13 protein-coding genes are annotated in these 14,344 nt (G+C 59.1%); 4 read left to right on the top strand and 9 right to left on the bottom strand.

Annotated features, from left to right (window positions below; genetic code table 11):
* Positions 1-20: 20 nt before the first annotated feature.
* The 4 genes from MARHY_RS05180 to MARHY_RS05195 all read left to right on the top strand — a co-directional run bounded on the left by MARHY_RS05180 (position 21) and on the right by MARHY_RS05195 (position 6,650).
* Positions 21-1,163, top strand: a complete 1,143-nt coding sequence (locus MARHY_RS05180) for a zinc-binding dehydrogenase (protein WP_011785613.1) — start codon at positions 21-23, stop codon at positions 1,161-1,163.
* Positions 1,163-2,218: a proline racemase family protein gene (locus MARHY_RS05185; RefSeq protein WP_014420850.1), complete on the top strand. Its 1,056-nt coding sequence runs from the start codon at positions 1,163-1,165 to the stop codon at positions 2,216-2,218. The genes MARHY_RS05180 and MARHY_RS05185 overlap by 1 nt, the downstream gene beginning before the upstream one ends.
* Before the next feature lie 137 nt (positions 2,219-2,355).
* Positions 2,356-3,537, top strand: coding sequence for an efflux RND transporter periplasmic adaptor subunit (locus MARHY_RS05190; protein WP_014420851.1), 1,182 nt, complete (start codon positions 2,356-2,358; stop codon positions 3,535-3,537).
* Positions 3,534-6,650, top strand: a complete 3,117-nt coding sequence (locus tag MARHY_RS05195) for an efflux RND transporter permease subunit (protein ID WP_014420852.1) — start codon at positions 3,534-3,536, stop codon at positions 6,648-6,650. The genes MARHY_RS05190 and MARHY_RS05195 overlap by 4 nt, the downstream gene beginning before the upstream one ends.
* A gap of 17 nt (positions 6,651-6,667) precedes the next feature.
* Here the strand turns inward: MARHY_RS05195 and MARHY_RS05200 are convergent, their stop codons facing one another.
* The 9 genes from MARHY_RS05200 to MARHY_RS05240 form a co-directional block, all read right to left on the bottom strand.
* A complete protein-coding gene (locus MARHY_RS05200) occupies positions 6,668-7,486 on the bottom strand; it encodes an ABC transporter permease subunit (RefSeq protein WP_011785609.1) in 819 nt (272 codons plus the stop codon).
* Positions 7,479-8,408 carry an ABC transporter permease subunit gene (locus tag MARHY_RS05205; RefSeq protein ID WP_014420853.1) on the bottom strand — a complete coding sequence of 310 codons (930 nt, stop codon included), beginning with the start codon at positions 8,406-8,408 and terminating at the stop codon, positions 7,479-7,481. Before MARHY_RS05205 ends, MARHY_RS05200 begins: the two co-directional genes overlap by 8 nt.
* A gap of 4 nt (positions 8,409-8,412) precedes the next feature.
* Positions 8,413-9,525 (bottom strand): polyamine ABC transporter ATP-binding protein, encoded by a 1,113-nt coding sequence (gene potA / locus MARHY_RS05210; protein ID WP_370230853.1) that lies wholly within the window; start codon positions 9,523-9,525, stop codon positions 8,413-8,415.
* A gap of 8 nt (positions 9,526-9,533) precedes the next feature.
* Positions 9,534-10,640, bottom strand: coding sequence for a polyamine ABC transporter substrate-binding protein (locus MARHY_RS05215; protein ID WP_014420855.1), 1,107 nt, complete (start codon positions 10,638-10,640; stop codon positions 9,534-9,536).
* Between the two features lie 309 nt (positions 10,641-10,949).
* A complete protein-coding gene (locus MARHY_RS05220) occupies positions 10,950-11,381 on the bottom strand; it encodes a DUF7282 domain-containing protein (RefSeq protein WP_014420857.1) in 432 nt (143 codons plus the stop codon).
* Between the two features lie 107 nt (positions 11,382-11,488).
* Positions 11,489-12,217, bottom strand: a complete 729-nt coding sequence (locus MARHY_RS05225; protein WP_014420858.1) for an anti-sigma factor — start codon at positions 12,215-12,217, stop codon at positions 11,489-11,491.
* Positions 12,214-12,759: a sigma-70 family RNA polymerase sigma factor gene (locus MARHY_RS05230; protein ID WP_023009375.1), complete on the bottom strand. Its 546-nt coding sequence runs from the start codon at positions 12,757-12,759 to the stop codon at positions 12,214-12,216. The genes MARHY_RS05225 and MARHY_RS05230 overlap by 4 nt, the downstream gene beginning before the upstream one ends.
* 8 nt (positions 12,760-12,767) lie before the next feature.
* Positions 12,768-13,301 (bottom strand): hypothetical protein, encoded by a 534-nt coding sequence (locus tag MARHY_RS05235; protein ID WP_014420860.1) that lies wholly within the window; start codon positions 13,299-13,301, stop codon positions 12,768-12,770.
* Positions 13,302-13,380: 79 nt separating this feature from the next.
* Positions 13,381-14,283: an AraC family transcriptional regulator gene (locus tag MARHY_RS05240; RefSeq protein ID WP_014420861.1), complete on the bottom strand. Its 903-nt coding sequence runs from the start codon at positions 14,281-14,283 to the stop codon at positions 13,381-13,383.
* Positions 14,284-14,344: the final 61 nt, after the last annotated feature.

Below are 14,344 nucleotides of genomic sequence, written 5' to 3' on the forward strand. Positions count from 1 at the left end.
AACAGGAGGGTCTGTTGCCGATGATCCCGTCCTCAATGAAGGCGATGGTTCTGAAAGGCCATGGCGGAATTGATCAGCTCATGTATCAGGATGTACCGGTACCTCAGCCGAGGGAAGGCGAGGTGCTGGTTCAGGTAACTGCCACCGCCAAGAACAACACAGACCGCAAAGCCCGTGAGGGGCTATACCCCACTAAAAAAGGGGAAATGACGTCGTTCCAGATGGGCGGCAAACCTACGCTCACCTTCCCGCGCATTCAGGGGGCCGATATTGTCGGTCGTATTGTTGCCGTGGGCGCGGGTGTCAGTGAACAGCGTATCGGCGAACGCGGCTTGTTGGACTTCAACATCTATGCGGACAACCGCACAGACATCAATCTCACGCCGGATTATTACGGCCATGGCGCAGATGGCGGATACGCCGAGTACGTCGCTTTACCGTCTGATCAGTTCCATCACATTCCCAATCCGGACCTGGCCGACGCCGAGCTCGCTTCCATGGGCATGTGTTCCTATCAGACCGCCTACCACATGCTTACCTCTGCCAATATTCAGGCTGGTGAACGCGTGCTGGTTACCGGTGCCAGCGGTGGCGTGGGTACGGCGCTGATTCAGCTCTGCCGGATTATCGGTGCCATTCCCTACGCTCTGAGCCAGAAGGACAAGGCTGATTCATTGCTGAAGCTTGGCGCCGAGGCCGTTCTCGACAGAACCGACATGGATAGCTTTGTCGATCGGGTGAAGGCGGAAACCGGAGGCAAGCCGCTGGATGCGGTCATGGACCTGGTGGGCGGCGACATGACGGACCGTTTCATCGACGCCATGATTTTTGACATGAATGCCCGGAGCACCTATCCGAGGCTGAGTATTGCCGGGGCCAGTGGCGGCAACATCAGCGAAATTCTCTGGACCCGCATCTATCTGTACCAGGTGCAGATTTTTGGTGTGTCCCATGGCACCCGGGAAGAGGCAGAGCAGCTTATGAGATGGATCCGGAGCGGTGATTTGAAGCCGGTACTGCACGGTGCTTTCCGGTTGTCTGAGTTGCACCGCGCGGAGGAGTACTTCGTGAACCGAGGCAGCAATTACCTGGGGAAAATCGTGATTGTGCCCGATGCCCAGTGGCAGGAGCACGGGCAACCCTACGAGGTGGAGGCGGACTGATGAAACCGGAACTGACCATTCAGTTGATGGACACTCACGCCGGTGGTGATGTCAGCCGCATTGTTACCGGCGGCATTGACCTGTTGCCCGGCGACACCGTGCGGGCGCAGATGGAGTACCTCCGGGACGATGCTGATGGCTTGCGCAAACTCCTGCTGGAGGAGCCCTATGGCATTCCCGAAATGTCCGTGGATTTGCTGGTCCCCGCCACCGATCCCAGGGCGGCGGCTGGATACATTATTATGGAGGTGATGGGATATCCCATCTATTCGGGTTCCAACACCATATGTACGGCGACGGCGGTCCTCGAGGCGGGCATAGTGCCAAAGCAGGAGGGCAAACAACATTTCATGCTGGAATCGCCGGCGGGTCTCGTGAACATTGAGGCTATTGTTCATGACGGCGTGGTAGAAGCGGTCACCTGCGAGGGCTTGCCGAGCTACATCCACACCTACAATGCTAGTATTAACGTGCCGGGCATTGGCGAGGTTGCCTACAGTGTGGCCTATAGTGGCGGGTTCTATGCCCTGGTGGATGCCAAATCACTGGGCTTTGACCTGACCCTTGACGAGGAACGGGAGCTGGCCCGCACCGCGCATGCCATTGTCGAGGCCATTCAGGCTGCCCGTGGATTTTCCCACTACACCCTGGGTGATGTCGGGCCTCTGCCATTTCTGCACTTTATGGGGCCGGAAGAAAAAGTGGCCGATGGTTATTACCGCTCACGATCGGCCACCTACGTCCACCCCGGCGTGATCTGTCGTAGCACTACCGGTACCGGTACCTCGGCCAGGCTTGCGTTGATGAACTACGAAGGCCGAATCCAGCCGGGCGATAAACTGGAAACCGTTTCCCTTCGAGACACCGGTTTTATCGGTGAATTTACCACGGTCGAAACCGAAGGCGAGTATCAGGTGGTCAAGAACAGTATCACCGGAAAGGGCTATGTGATTGCCCATTCGGACATCGTCGTGAACTGCGACGACCCCATGGTCGACTGTGATGGTCTGCACCACATTCTCTCAAGTCGCCATCCACAGCGCCCTGCAACCTAGACGGACGCCACCGCCTGAAGCAATGGCTGCATGCACCATCAGCGACTAAGATTGATTCAGTAACTCAATCAGTCGCTATGCGTCGTTAATGGGCAGGCTCTGGCAGGGCCTTGCCCACGATACAGGGAATGGTGTCCATGCAGCTTCTTGAGATGTTTTATAAAGAGCGACTCCGTGCACTCGGATGGTCGTTGGTGTTGTCTTTGCTGGTGGGGTGCTCCGAGTCTGCGGAGTCGCCATCGCCTCAGCCCGTTGCGGTGTCGGTGGTGGAGCTCAAAACCTCGGAGGTTCGACCTTCCCGGGAATTCGTTGCCCGCACGTCAGCGTCGGCCCGGGCAGACATCACGGCCCGGATCGAGGCCGAAATCCGTGAGGTGCTGTTCAGAGAGGGCGCCCGGGTGGAGCAGGGGCAGGTGTTACTGCGGCTGGAAGATACGCGCGCCAATGCCGATCTGCAGCAGGCTGAAGCGGAGCTGGCTGCAGCCCGTGCCGAGCTGGACTCCGCGCGCCGGAATCTGGACCGGGGAGAGGATGTTGCGGGTAAAGGCTTCCTGTCGGCAGCAGATCTCGACAAACTCAAGGACCGTTTCAGCGCTGCTCAAAGCCGCCTTCAGACCGCAGAAGCGGCGCTTCAGAAGGCACGCACCAATCTTGATTACGCGGAACTCAAGGCTCCCTTCAACGGCTGGGTAGGCCGCCTGAATTATGATGTCGGCGCGGTAGTCGGGCCGGCTACTGGTCCCATTACGTCGGTACTGGTGACGGACCCGATGTACGTGGAGTTTCAGGTCAACGAGGCTGACTTCATTGCGTTTCGCCGGGCGGGCGCCGAATCCGCGCAGGCAGTCGCGAAGAGTCTGGACCTTTCACTAACCTTGTCCGATGGTGAAGTCTACGCCCAGCCGGGCACGCTCGACTTCGCCGATGTCCAGACCGACGCCAGTACCGGTACCGTGGCAATTCGTGCCGTGTTCCCGAATCCGGATGCGGTGCTGGTGCCTGGTCTTTACGTCACGCTGAAAGTCTCCGGACATACCGGAGAGGCACGGGTCCTGGTACCGCAGGTGGCGATTCAGGAGACCATCGAAGGCAAGTTTGTCCTGCTGGTGGATGACCAGAATCAGGTGGCCCAGCGATTCATTAAGACCGGCGCCCGTGACGGAGCATTACTGGTCGTGAAATCCGGCCTGGAGGCCGGGGACCGGGTCATTGTTGAAGGGCTGCAGAAGGTTCGTGCCGGCGTCGCGGTGAATCCGGTCCGCAAAGACATCGATCCAGACACCGGCGTGTTGAGCCAGCCCGGTGAGGCACAGCCATGATCAGCCGCGTGTTTATTCAGCGCCCGAAGTTTGCCTTCGTTATTTCCATTCTCATCACGCTCGCAGGGGCGCTCGCGTTACGTATCCTGCCTGTCAACATGTACCCGGACATGGCGCCACCCCAGGTTCAGGTGACTGCGACGTTGCCGGGCGCCAGCGCCCAGGTGGTAGAGGAGGCTGTCATACGGCCGGTGGAGCAGCAGCTCAACGGCGTGGAGGGCATGATTTACATGGAATCATCGGCCTCCAGTGACGGTACCGCCAAAATCACGCTGACCTTTGAAAGTGGGACCGACACCGACATTGCCCAGGTGAATGTGCAGAACCGGGTCGCGCTGGCCGAGCCCTTCCTGCCAGATGAGGTCCGGCGCCAGGGTGTTATCGTCAGCAAGCAAACCGGCAACATGCTGCTGGGCATCAATCTGACTTCCAGCCGGGACGACCTGGACGGTGTGTTTCTCAGCAACTATGCCTCAAACAATCTCGTGGAGGCGTTGGGCCGGGTTGCCGGGGTGGGCTCCGCCGAAGTGATGGGCGCCAAGGATTACAGCATGCGGGTGTGGCTGAATCCCCGCCGCATGGCCGCGCTGGATGTGACGGTTGCGGAGGTGGCCGCCGCGCTGAAGGAGCAGAACCAGATTGTCGCCGCCGGTAAGCTCGGACAATCGCCGGTGCCTGCCGGGCAGCAGTTTGTCTATAGCATCCAGACACGGGAGCGGTTATCGGACCCGGAAGAGTTCGGGCAAACGATCCTGCGGTCGCGGCCGGACGGCGGATTTGTCCGGCTGCGCGATGTCGGCCGGATTGAACTTGGTTCGCGGTCCTACACTTCCACCGCGAAACTGAACAACCGCGACACGGCCTTTCTGGTGATCTACCAGCTCCCGGATGCCAACGCGCTGGATGTGGCAGAAAGGGTGAAAGCCTTGGTCGAAAGTGCCTCGGCAAGTTTTCCCGAGGGCGTGGAATACAGCGTTCTGTACGACACCACGGAGTTTATCAGCCGGTCTATCAGTGAAGTGGTCGTTACGCTGTTTCAGGCGGTTGGCCTGGTCATTCTCGTGGTTTTCCTGTTTCTGCAGAACTGGCGGGCCACCCTGATACCCAGTATCGCCATTCCGGTTTCGCTGATCGGGACCTTCGCGGTGATGTCCGTACTTGGCTATTCCATCAATACAATCACGCTGTTCGGCCTGGTCCTGGCGATCGGGATTGTGGTGGATGACGCCATCGTGGTGATCGAGAACGTCGAGCGCATCCTCAAGGAAGAAGCCTTGCCAATCCGTGAGGCGGTCAGCAAAGCCATGGCAGAGGTGACCGGCCCGGTCATCGCCACCACGCTGGTGCTGCTGGCGGTCTTTGTGCCGGTTGCCTTCATGCCGGGCATTACCGGCAAACTGTATCAGCAGTTTTCGGTCACGATCTCGGTGGCTGTGATCATATCCTCTGTTAACGCTCTTACGCTCAGTCCGGCTCTGTGTGTGGCCCTGCTCGGTCGAGGTGGCGATCAATCTGTCCGGTGGCTTCGGCCCTTTGAGACACTGATCACGCGCAGTACGGGTGGTTATTCCAAAGCCGTGGCTGAGCTTCTGCGCAAAGGAATGCTGGTGGGGCTGGTGCTGCTGGTTGTGCTGGTCGCCGGTGGCGGACTCTTCAAGGCGGTACCATCGGCGTTCGTGCCACCGGAAGACCAGGGCTTCCTGTTTGTAGATGTGCAGTTGCCAGATGCAGCCTCGTTGGAGCGAACCGATGCTGTGCTGGAAAAGGTGACGGACATGGTGCTTGAAGATCCGGCAGTGACGGATTTCATAACCGTGTCGGGTTTTTCCCTGCTGGGAGGCGCCGCATCCAACAATGGTCTCGGCATTGTCATGCTAAAGGATTGGGAAGACCGGGAGACACCGGAGCTTGGCCTGGGCAGCGTGATTCCCCGGCTTTATTCAAAACTCTGGACGGTCTCCGAGGCCCAGGTGATGGTGTTTAATCCTCCACCGATTCCCGGCCTTGGCACATCGGCCGGTTTTGACTATCGCCTTCAGGACAATCTGGGGCGCGATGTCTCGGAGCTGGCGCAGGTGATGAACGGCCTGATTTTTCAGGCGAACCAGCATCCGGCCCTGTCCCGGGTATACAGTACGTACCGTGCCAATATCCCCCAGTACCTTCTGGAAGTGGACAGAAACAAGGCCAAGGCCCTTGGCATTCAGCTCTCCGATATTTTCTCGACCTTGCAAACCCAGCTTGGCTCCCTGTACGTGAATGATTTCACCCGATTCGGAAAAAACTACCGGGTGTTGTTGCAGGCCGAAGGCGAGTATCGCCAACGGCCAGAGGATCTCACTCACTATTTTGTCCGAAACCAGGAAGGCGACATGGTGCCACTGACAACGCTGGCGTCGTTGGAACCTGTGCTGGGGCCTTCCAGCATTCAGCATTTCAATCTCAAACGCTCGGTCACCCTGTCCGGCGAGCCCGCTCCCGGGTTTGCCAGCGGCGATGCGATCAATGCCATGGAAGCTTTGTCTGAAAGCCTGCCCCAGGGTTATGAGTTCAGTTGGTCCGGTCAGAGCCTGCAGGAAATCCAGGCGGGTAACCTGGCCGCCGTGATCTTTGTGCTGGCCCTGGTGTTTGTGTATCTGTTTCTGGTGGCCCAATACGAAAGCTGGAGCCTGCCTGCTGCGGTTCTCGGTGCGGTGCCGCTGGCACTCGCCGGTGCCATGGCTGGGCTCTGGCTGGTGGGGCTGGCGAACAATATCTACGCCCAGGTGGGGCTGGTATTACTGATCGGTCTTTCCACCAAAACGGCCATCTTGATTGTCGAGTTTGCCATGCAACTGAGGGCATCGGGACTGTCTACGGCTGAGGCGGCTCAGAAGGCCGCCGTGTTGCGATTCCGAGCGGTTCTGATGACGGCGCTGTCGTTTGTATTGGGCGTTCTGCCGCTCGTCTTCGCCAGCGGCGCCGGCGCCGCCAGCCGTGTGAGCCTCGGTATTACCGTGCTCAGCGGCATGGTGGCGGCGACGATTCTGGGGACACTGCTGGTGCCAGTGTTCTATCAGTGGATCCAAAGCATTCGGGATCGGCGAATGGCATCGGGTCAGGGCGCTTTGTAGCCCCGTCGCGGCACAGCTCAGGCCCTGGTTCGTCGCTTGTCTGCTCGCCGCAGCCAGAGCCAGGCGATAAACGCAATCACAGACACCGCAGCGATAATCAGAGTCGCCAGCGCGTTGATCTCCGGTGACACTCCCATCCGAACGGAGGAGAACACCACCATCGGCAAGGTGGTGGCTCCCGGGCCAGACACAAAGCTGGCAATTACCAAGTCGTCCAGCGACAGGGTAAATGCCAGCAGCCAGCCGGAAACCAGTGCCGGAGCGATGACCGGCAGGGTGATGACAAAGAAGGTTTTCAGCGGCGTGCAGCCCAGATCCATGGCGGCTTCCTCAATGGAACGATCCACTTCTCTCAGGCGGGCACTCACCACCACAGCCACGTAGGCGCTGCAGAAGGTGGTATGGGCAATCCAGATGGTGGCCATGCCACGATCCGTCGGCCAGCCAATCAGTTGGGCCATTTGCACAAACAGCAGCAACAATGACAGGCCGGTGATCACCTCTGGCATTACCAGAGGGGCGGTGATCATGCTGGACAGCAACGTGCGCCCGCGCATCTTCTTGAACCGGGTGATCACGAACGCGCACAGGGTGCCCAAACACACCGCCATGCTGGCGGAATAGAAGGCAATGCGCAGGCTCATCCACACCGCCGACAGGATCTGTTCGTTGGCGAGCAGGGCGCCGTACCATTTGGTGGAGAACCCGGCCCATACCGATACCAACCGTGAGGCGTTGAACGAGTATACGATCAGCACCACCATGGGCAGATACAGGAACAGCATGCCCAGCATCAGCATGGTCTTCGAGAAACCGGGGGCTTTTAACCTAACCATTCTTTTCCATCTCCCGGGCCTGGAAGCGGTGGAACAACACAATGGGTACCAGCAGCAGCGCCAGCATCACGATTGCCAGCGCAGAGGCCACCGGCCAGTCTCGGTTGTTGAAGAACTCTTCCCAGAGCACCTTTCCGATCATCAGGGTATCCGGACCACCCAGCAGTTCCGGAATCACCAATTCGCCCACGGCTGGAATGAACACCAGCATGGAGCCGGCCAGGATTCCGGCCCTGGACAACGGCAGGGTAACGGACCAGAAGGTGGTCAGGCTGCGGCAGCCCAGATCCGACGCCGCTTCCAGCAGGCGTATGTCCAGCTTCACCAGATTGGTGTAGATGGGCAGGATCATGAACGGCAGGTAGGCATAGACGATTCCCAGAATCACCGCGAAGTTGGTGTTCAGCATTTTCAGCGGCGATTCGATTACGCCCAGCCACAGCAGGAAGCTGTTGAGCAGGCCCTGGTTACCGAGTATGCCCATCCAGGCATAAACCCGAATCAGGAACGAGGTCCAGGACGGCAGCATCACCATCAGCAGGAACACCAGTTGCCAGTGCTTCGGCGCGCGGGCCATGGCATAGGCCATGGGGTAGCCGATCAGCAGGCAGAACAAGGTGGCCAGAAACGCGGTTTTCACCGAGCCCCAATAGGCGGCAATGTAGAGGCTGTCGGAGGCCAGGAACAGGTAATTGCCAAAGTTCACCACCACCGACAGGGTATTCTCCACCCATCGGAACACCGGCTCGTAGGGCGGAATGGCCATTACTGCCGAGGTCAGGCTGATCTTCAGCACCAGCGCAAACGGCAGCAGGAAGAACAGCAGCAACCAGGCGAAGGGCACACCGAAGACGACCCGCCGGTGAAATACCACCGCGCGCACCCGCTCCGCCAGAGGGGTTGCCAGAAGCTTCTTGGTCATGGCGTCAGTTCCAGAGCAGGATAGGGCTGGAGGCTTCCCAGGATACATAGACCCGGTCGCCCCAGGTGGGCCGCTCACCACGGCGTTCCACATTGGCCATGGTGGCCTGCACCCGCTTGCCGCTGGCGAGCTTCACGTAGTAAGACGTGATGTCACCCAGGTAAGCAATGTTGTCCACCGTGCCGCAGCTCCAGTTGCTATCGCCTTCGGGCTTCTCGGTCGTCAGGTAGATCTTCTCCGGGCGCAGGGCGATCAGGGTTTCCGTGGTTTCCGCCGGCGTGGTTACCCCCCGGTCAATAAACACCGGTGCGTCCAGCAGCTCGCTGGCCAAGGAGAGGCTGTCGGAATTGTCTTCCAGAATGTTCGCCTCAAAGATATTCACGGAGCCGATAAACTCTGCCGTCATTCGGCTGTTCGGGCTTTCGTAGATATCAATGGGCGAACCCACCTGAGCGATCCGGCCGTGGGACATAATGGCTATCCGGCTGGCCATGGTCATGGCTTCTTCCTGGTCGTGGGTGACCATCAGGCAGGTCACGCCCACCTTCTCCAGAATATCCACCAGTTCCAGCTGCATTTCGGTGCGCAGTTTTTTGTCCAGAGCACCCATCGGCTCGTCCAGCAGCAGCAACTTTGGTCGCTTTGCCAGCGAGCGGGCCAGGGCCACACGCTGCTGCTGGCCACCTGAGAGCTGCTGCGGCTTGCGTTTGGCGTAGGGCTCCATCTTCACCAGCTTGAGCATGGCGGCTACACGGTCGGCAATGTCGTTCTTCGGCAGCTTGTCCTGTTTCAGACCCATAGCAATGTTCTGCTCCACGGTCATGTGCGGGAACAGGGCATAGGACTGGAACATCATGTTGGTGGGTCGCAGGTAAGGCGGCAGGGCCGTGATGTCCTGACCATCCAGCACAATGCGGCCGGAATCCGGGGTTTCGAAGCCCGCCAGCATTCGCAGCAGGGTAGATTTGCCGGAGCCGGAGCCACCCAGAAGGGCAAAGATCTCGCCCTTGTGGATGTCCAGGCTGACGTCGTCTACCGCCAGGGTGCTGTCAAAGCTCTTGGAGATGCCCTTGATGCTGAGAAGTACCTCCGCTTGCGCGGAGGTATTGTTGGTCACGGCCACCGTCAGCGACCGGATTTCACGCTGGTCCAGGTGCGGGTCATCAGACGCTGGGCGTCCTGAGGCCGACCTTCCATGATGTACAGCTTCTTCATCACCTCATCGGTGGGATAGATGCTGGTGTCGTTACGGATTTCTGCCTCCACAAACTCATCGGCCGCCTTGTTCGGATTGGCGTACCACACGTAGTTGGTGACATCGGCGATGATTTCCGGGCGCATCAGGAAGTTCATTAGCTTGTGGGCGTTCTCCACATTCGGCGCGCCGGCCGGAATAGTCATCATGTCAAACCACAGCACCGCGCCCTCTTTGGGGATGGTGTAGCGGATGACGTTGCCATTCTCGGCTTCTTCCGCGCGGGCAGCGGCCTGCAGGATGTCGCCGGAGTAGCCGGCGGCCACGCACAGGTCGCCGTTAGCCAGATCGCCAATGTAACGGGAAGAGTGGAAATAGGTGATGTTCGGGCGCACAGCCTTGATCACTTCACCGCCTTTTTTGATGTCGTCGGCGTTGTTGCTGTTCGGGTCCAGGCCGATGTAGGCCATGGCGGCACGCACCATTTCTTCACCGGAATCCAGCATGGCAATGCCACAGCCGCCAGCGGCCAGCTTGCCGGTCACTTCCGGGTCAAACACCAGAGCCCAGGAGTCGGTCGGTGCGGTGTCACCCAGAATCTCCTGAATGCGGCCTTCGTTGTAGCCATAACCGTTGGTGCCCCACAGGTACGGCAGGGAGAACTGGCTGCCCGGGTCGACCTTTTCCAGCTGGGTCATCAGGTCCTGGTTCAGGTTGGTCATGTTCGACAGTTGGCCATGGTCCAGCGCGACAAAGGCTTTGGCAGAAATCTGCTTGGCCACGTAGTGGTTGGAAGGCACAACCAGGTCGTAGCCCGAACGGCCAGACAACAGGGCGGCTTCCAGCACTTCGTTGCTGTCGTAAACGTCGTAAACAACTTTGATGCCGGTTTCCGCGGTGAACTTCGCCAGGGTGTCCTCGGCGATGTAATCAGACCAGTTGTAGACACGCACTTCTCCGGCTGCAAAAACCGAAGAGGCACCCAGAGACATAGCAACAGCGGCGGCAAGCGCCTGTGGCTTACACAACTTCAACATTGGATGGTGTCCCTCACTGAAAAGGGATGGATACAAAGCGTGCAGGACGCACGCGGTGTTGTGCAGGTCTGCTGAGGGTGGCCGGAGGTGGCAGGTGTTTGTGAAAACACCGGGGTGCCGCCTTTTGACTCCTTTGAGGCTTATCCTGGAAACGGTGGTGGGGAATCCGACCGTATTCGCGCGATATTTATCATGAGAATTCTGGCCGCGCCACTTTTTTTTCCGGATTTGATAAGCGCTTGTGCCTACCGTTTTCCGCGGGCCAGAAAAGGCCGCCCGCAGCGTGGCGGGCGGGTTTAAGACGGGTGCTTACTGCACGGTGATGGTTTTTGTGACCAGCTTGCCATTCTTTCGGATAGGTCCGTCTTCCTTGGCGCCTAGCGTGTATTCAAAAATGCCGGTCTGGTTGCCACCGGCTTCGCTGTGGACCATAAGCATGAGCATGTCACCGGCGGATACTTCCTCGGTAAGAATCGCCGCCACATCCATATTTTTGCCGGCCCTTAATGGTGCGTGGGCGACCACCGGGCCAGGCTTCATAGCCGAATCGGTACGGTGAACCACCAGCCAGCCGTTTTCCTCGGCAACGACTTTGCGGGCAGAGACCACGCCATTGCCCACGGACTGATCCATGGCCCAGACACCGGCCTTGTGATCCTCGGCCTGGGTGGTCGGGGTAAGCGCCAGTGCCGACGCTACGGTGGCTGCCATAAACAGGATGTTCTTGCTGTGCTTTTTCATTACGTTCTCCTTGCTTCACTTAGGTAAAACCCATCAAGGCTGTTGTTTTCTGATGGGTTACCGGCAGCTACGGAGACAACGTCCGAAAGTTTCAGGGAATGTGATATTTACAGACGGTTGGTATCAGCACCCTCACCGGTGGGATACAGAAAACCGTGAAGCGCGGGCCCGGTGGGCTGTCCGGTGGGCGATCCGCCCCGGGGCTCCAGACTGATGCCAAACGTTGCGCGACGCAGCAGCTCCGCGTCGTAATTCGTGAGCGCGGCCGGGTCTACTTCAAAATGCTCGTTCAGGACGCCCACGGATCTTGGCGTCGGGCCAAGTTCGTCATCCTTTATCCAGAGTTGGTAAGACTGGTTCCCGGCGGGTCGGGCGGTGACGGGTTGAATGTTCAGTTGTTTCCTGGCCAGATCCACCGTCAGCAGGAAAGCCGGCTGTTCGTCATTGTGCTGGAACACAGCCACATAGGGGCTTTCTGTTGGGGTGGGCTCAAGCATCATCACGGCAATCAGAAGCATCGCGGCAATCGAAGCCGCCGCTGTGCTCAGGCGCCACCTGGACACTTGTTGCCGGAGCCTGACCACCTCGTTGTGCTGCGATGAGGCCTGCTCCAGCTGATCAATGGAGCGCTCAATCCTGGCGAAAAGCCCGGGGGCAGGGTCGACCGGTTCGATTTCGTCGTTCAGAGCGGACAGCCGTGATTCCCACTGCAGTATTTGCGCGTCCAGCTCTGGATGGGTGGTCCGCAGGCGCTGAACGCGCTGGCGATCTTCGACCGGCAGGGTCCCCAGAACGAACTCTGCCGCCAGCATGTCCAGGTCGTCTCGTTCGATCATGAGTCCAGGCACCTTTTCAGCTGTTTAAGGGCGCGGTGAAGCCAGGTTTTTACGGTGTTGACCGGCTGTTCGAAATAGTCTGCCAGTGCATCGCGGGTCCAGCCATTCAGATACGCAAGCCGCACCATGTCCGCACGGTCCTTATCCAGTTCTTCGAAACACCGGTTGAGCCGGGCCTGGGCCTGCACATCGTCAATCCGGTCGATCACGTTTGGCGAACGACTTGGGATCTCGTCAATATCGGTTTCCTGACCTTCCCGCTCTACCGGCTGTTTGCGCAGCGCGTCAATGGCCGCATTTCTGGCAATAGAAACCAGCCAGGTGATAGGGGAGGAACGGGTTTCGTCAAACAGCGCAGCCCGTTGCCAGACCTTGATAAACGATTCCTGGAGTACATCCTCCGCCCGAGCCCTGTCTTTCAGGATACGCAGTATGACCCCCAGAAGTTTCGGGGCTGTGGCCCGATACAGTTCAGCAAAGGCCGTACGGTCTTTCTCAGCAACCGCGTGGAGCCAGGCCGTGACGGGGTGATCCGATGCCACCACCGGCCTCAGTTAGCCGGCTCGGGGGATCGGCCCGGGGTGCCGATATAGAGATAAACGGAGTGCTGTGAACGGTCCTGAACGCGATGCAGGGAGACGGCCGGGCCGGCCCTGCCGCTGTTCTGATAACGCGTCACTTCACCGGCGGGGCGGCCATCCCGTTCGCGCCCGGCTTCGGTACCTTGCCAGTTTTCCCCAAGGCAGGCGCTGAGCTGGTTGTTAGCTTGCTGATACATGGCCGTTGCCACCTCCTGGTTCGGTGCGCCGACCGTGCAGGTGTATGCGGCATCGCCGTTGCCCCACTCCCAGATTTCGCAATGGCCTTTGATTAACTGCTCTTTGGCCCGGTAAAGGGTCACCATGGCGTAGCTTGAGCCATTGCCGCGATAGGCATCAAAGCCGGTGGTGTAATCGGCAACAACCGATTGCAGGGTTGCACAGGGATCATCGGTTCCGCTGGTGACGGGCCCGAAACTGCTGCAGCCAGACAGCAAAGCCAGCGAGGCAGACAGTGCCAGCATGGGGCGACGGTTCGTGGTCATCGATCATTCCTTGGTCGGGGAAAGTGCCAGAACCCTATTTGAGCCCAACCATCAATGGGATGCAATGCCGGCGCATGCATCAGTGCCGCGCTGTGTGGCGGTAATCCGTGGGCGACTTCCCCATCACTTTTTTGAACAGTCGAGAGAAGTAATAGGCATCGTCATAGCCCAATTGCCGGCTGATATCGGCGAAGCTCTGGCTGGTGGTATCCAGCAACTCACAGGCCCGTTCCACTTTGAGATGCAGGAAGTGCTGGATTGGCGAGGTGCCGGTCTGTTCCCGATACCGGGTGGCGAAGTGAGCCGGCGACAGGCCGGAAAGCTCGGCCAGCTGATTCAGGGTCAGGCGTTCCTCCAGATGCTCCCGCATGAAGCTGTGCAAGGAGTCCAGCTCGGCCTGCCGGGCCTGGCTGGTTTCGTCGGCGTTGATGGGCACGGCGGCCAGCAACTGTCGTAGCCGATTGCTGGCGTGGATCAACCCACGAGCCCGGAAGCCCGTTTGCCGTACCGACAACAGGCCGTTGAAATCCACCAGTAACCGGGGCTGTCTGCCCAGATGCCGGATGCGGGTGCTGTCATCAAAGCCCATGTACTGGCCGAAGTCTTCGGCCAGGGGGCCGGTATAGTGAACCCAGTGAATGGTCCAGGGGTTGTCCGGGTCGGCGGTGTACCGATGGCTGGCGCCGGCCGGCAGTAGCAGGAGGTCGCCGGCCTCGACTGTGTGGGGCACGCCGGCGACGTTCAGAAAGGCCTTGCCGTCCGTGCAATAGATCAAAAGATTATCACGGTGGTGTTCCCTATGCATGTGATGCCCGGCCGCTCTCCGATAATGCCCGAAGGCAAGTGGATACAGCTCCCGGGTGAGCGGATGTGCCGCCAAAAGCCGCACAATAGGCTCTGGCACCACATAGCGAACACTGTCGGCTGGCACGGGCCACTGTGAGGTTTGAGTGGCCGGTTTCTTGGCTGCGATCTCATTCATCGAAAAATAATCCATCATGGGCGAAATTTAGTCAATCACCAAGCGTAAATCCGCGTGCTAG

The sequence above is a fragment of the Marinobacter nauticus ATCC 49840 genome, assembly GCF_000284615.1.
Classification (GTDB): Bacteria; Pseudomonadota; Gammaproteobacteria; order Pseudomonadales; family Oleiphilaceae; genus Marinobacter; species Marinobacter nauticus.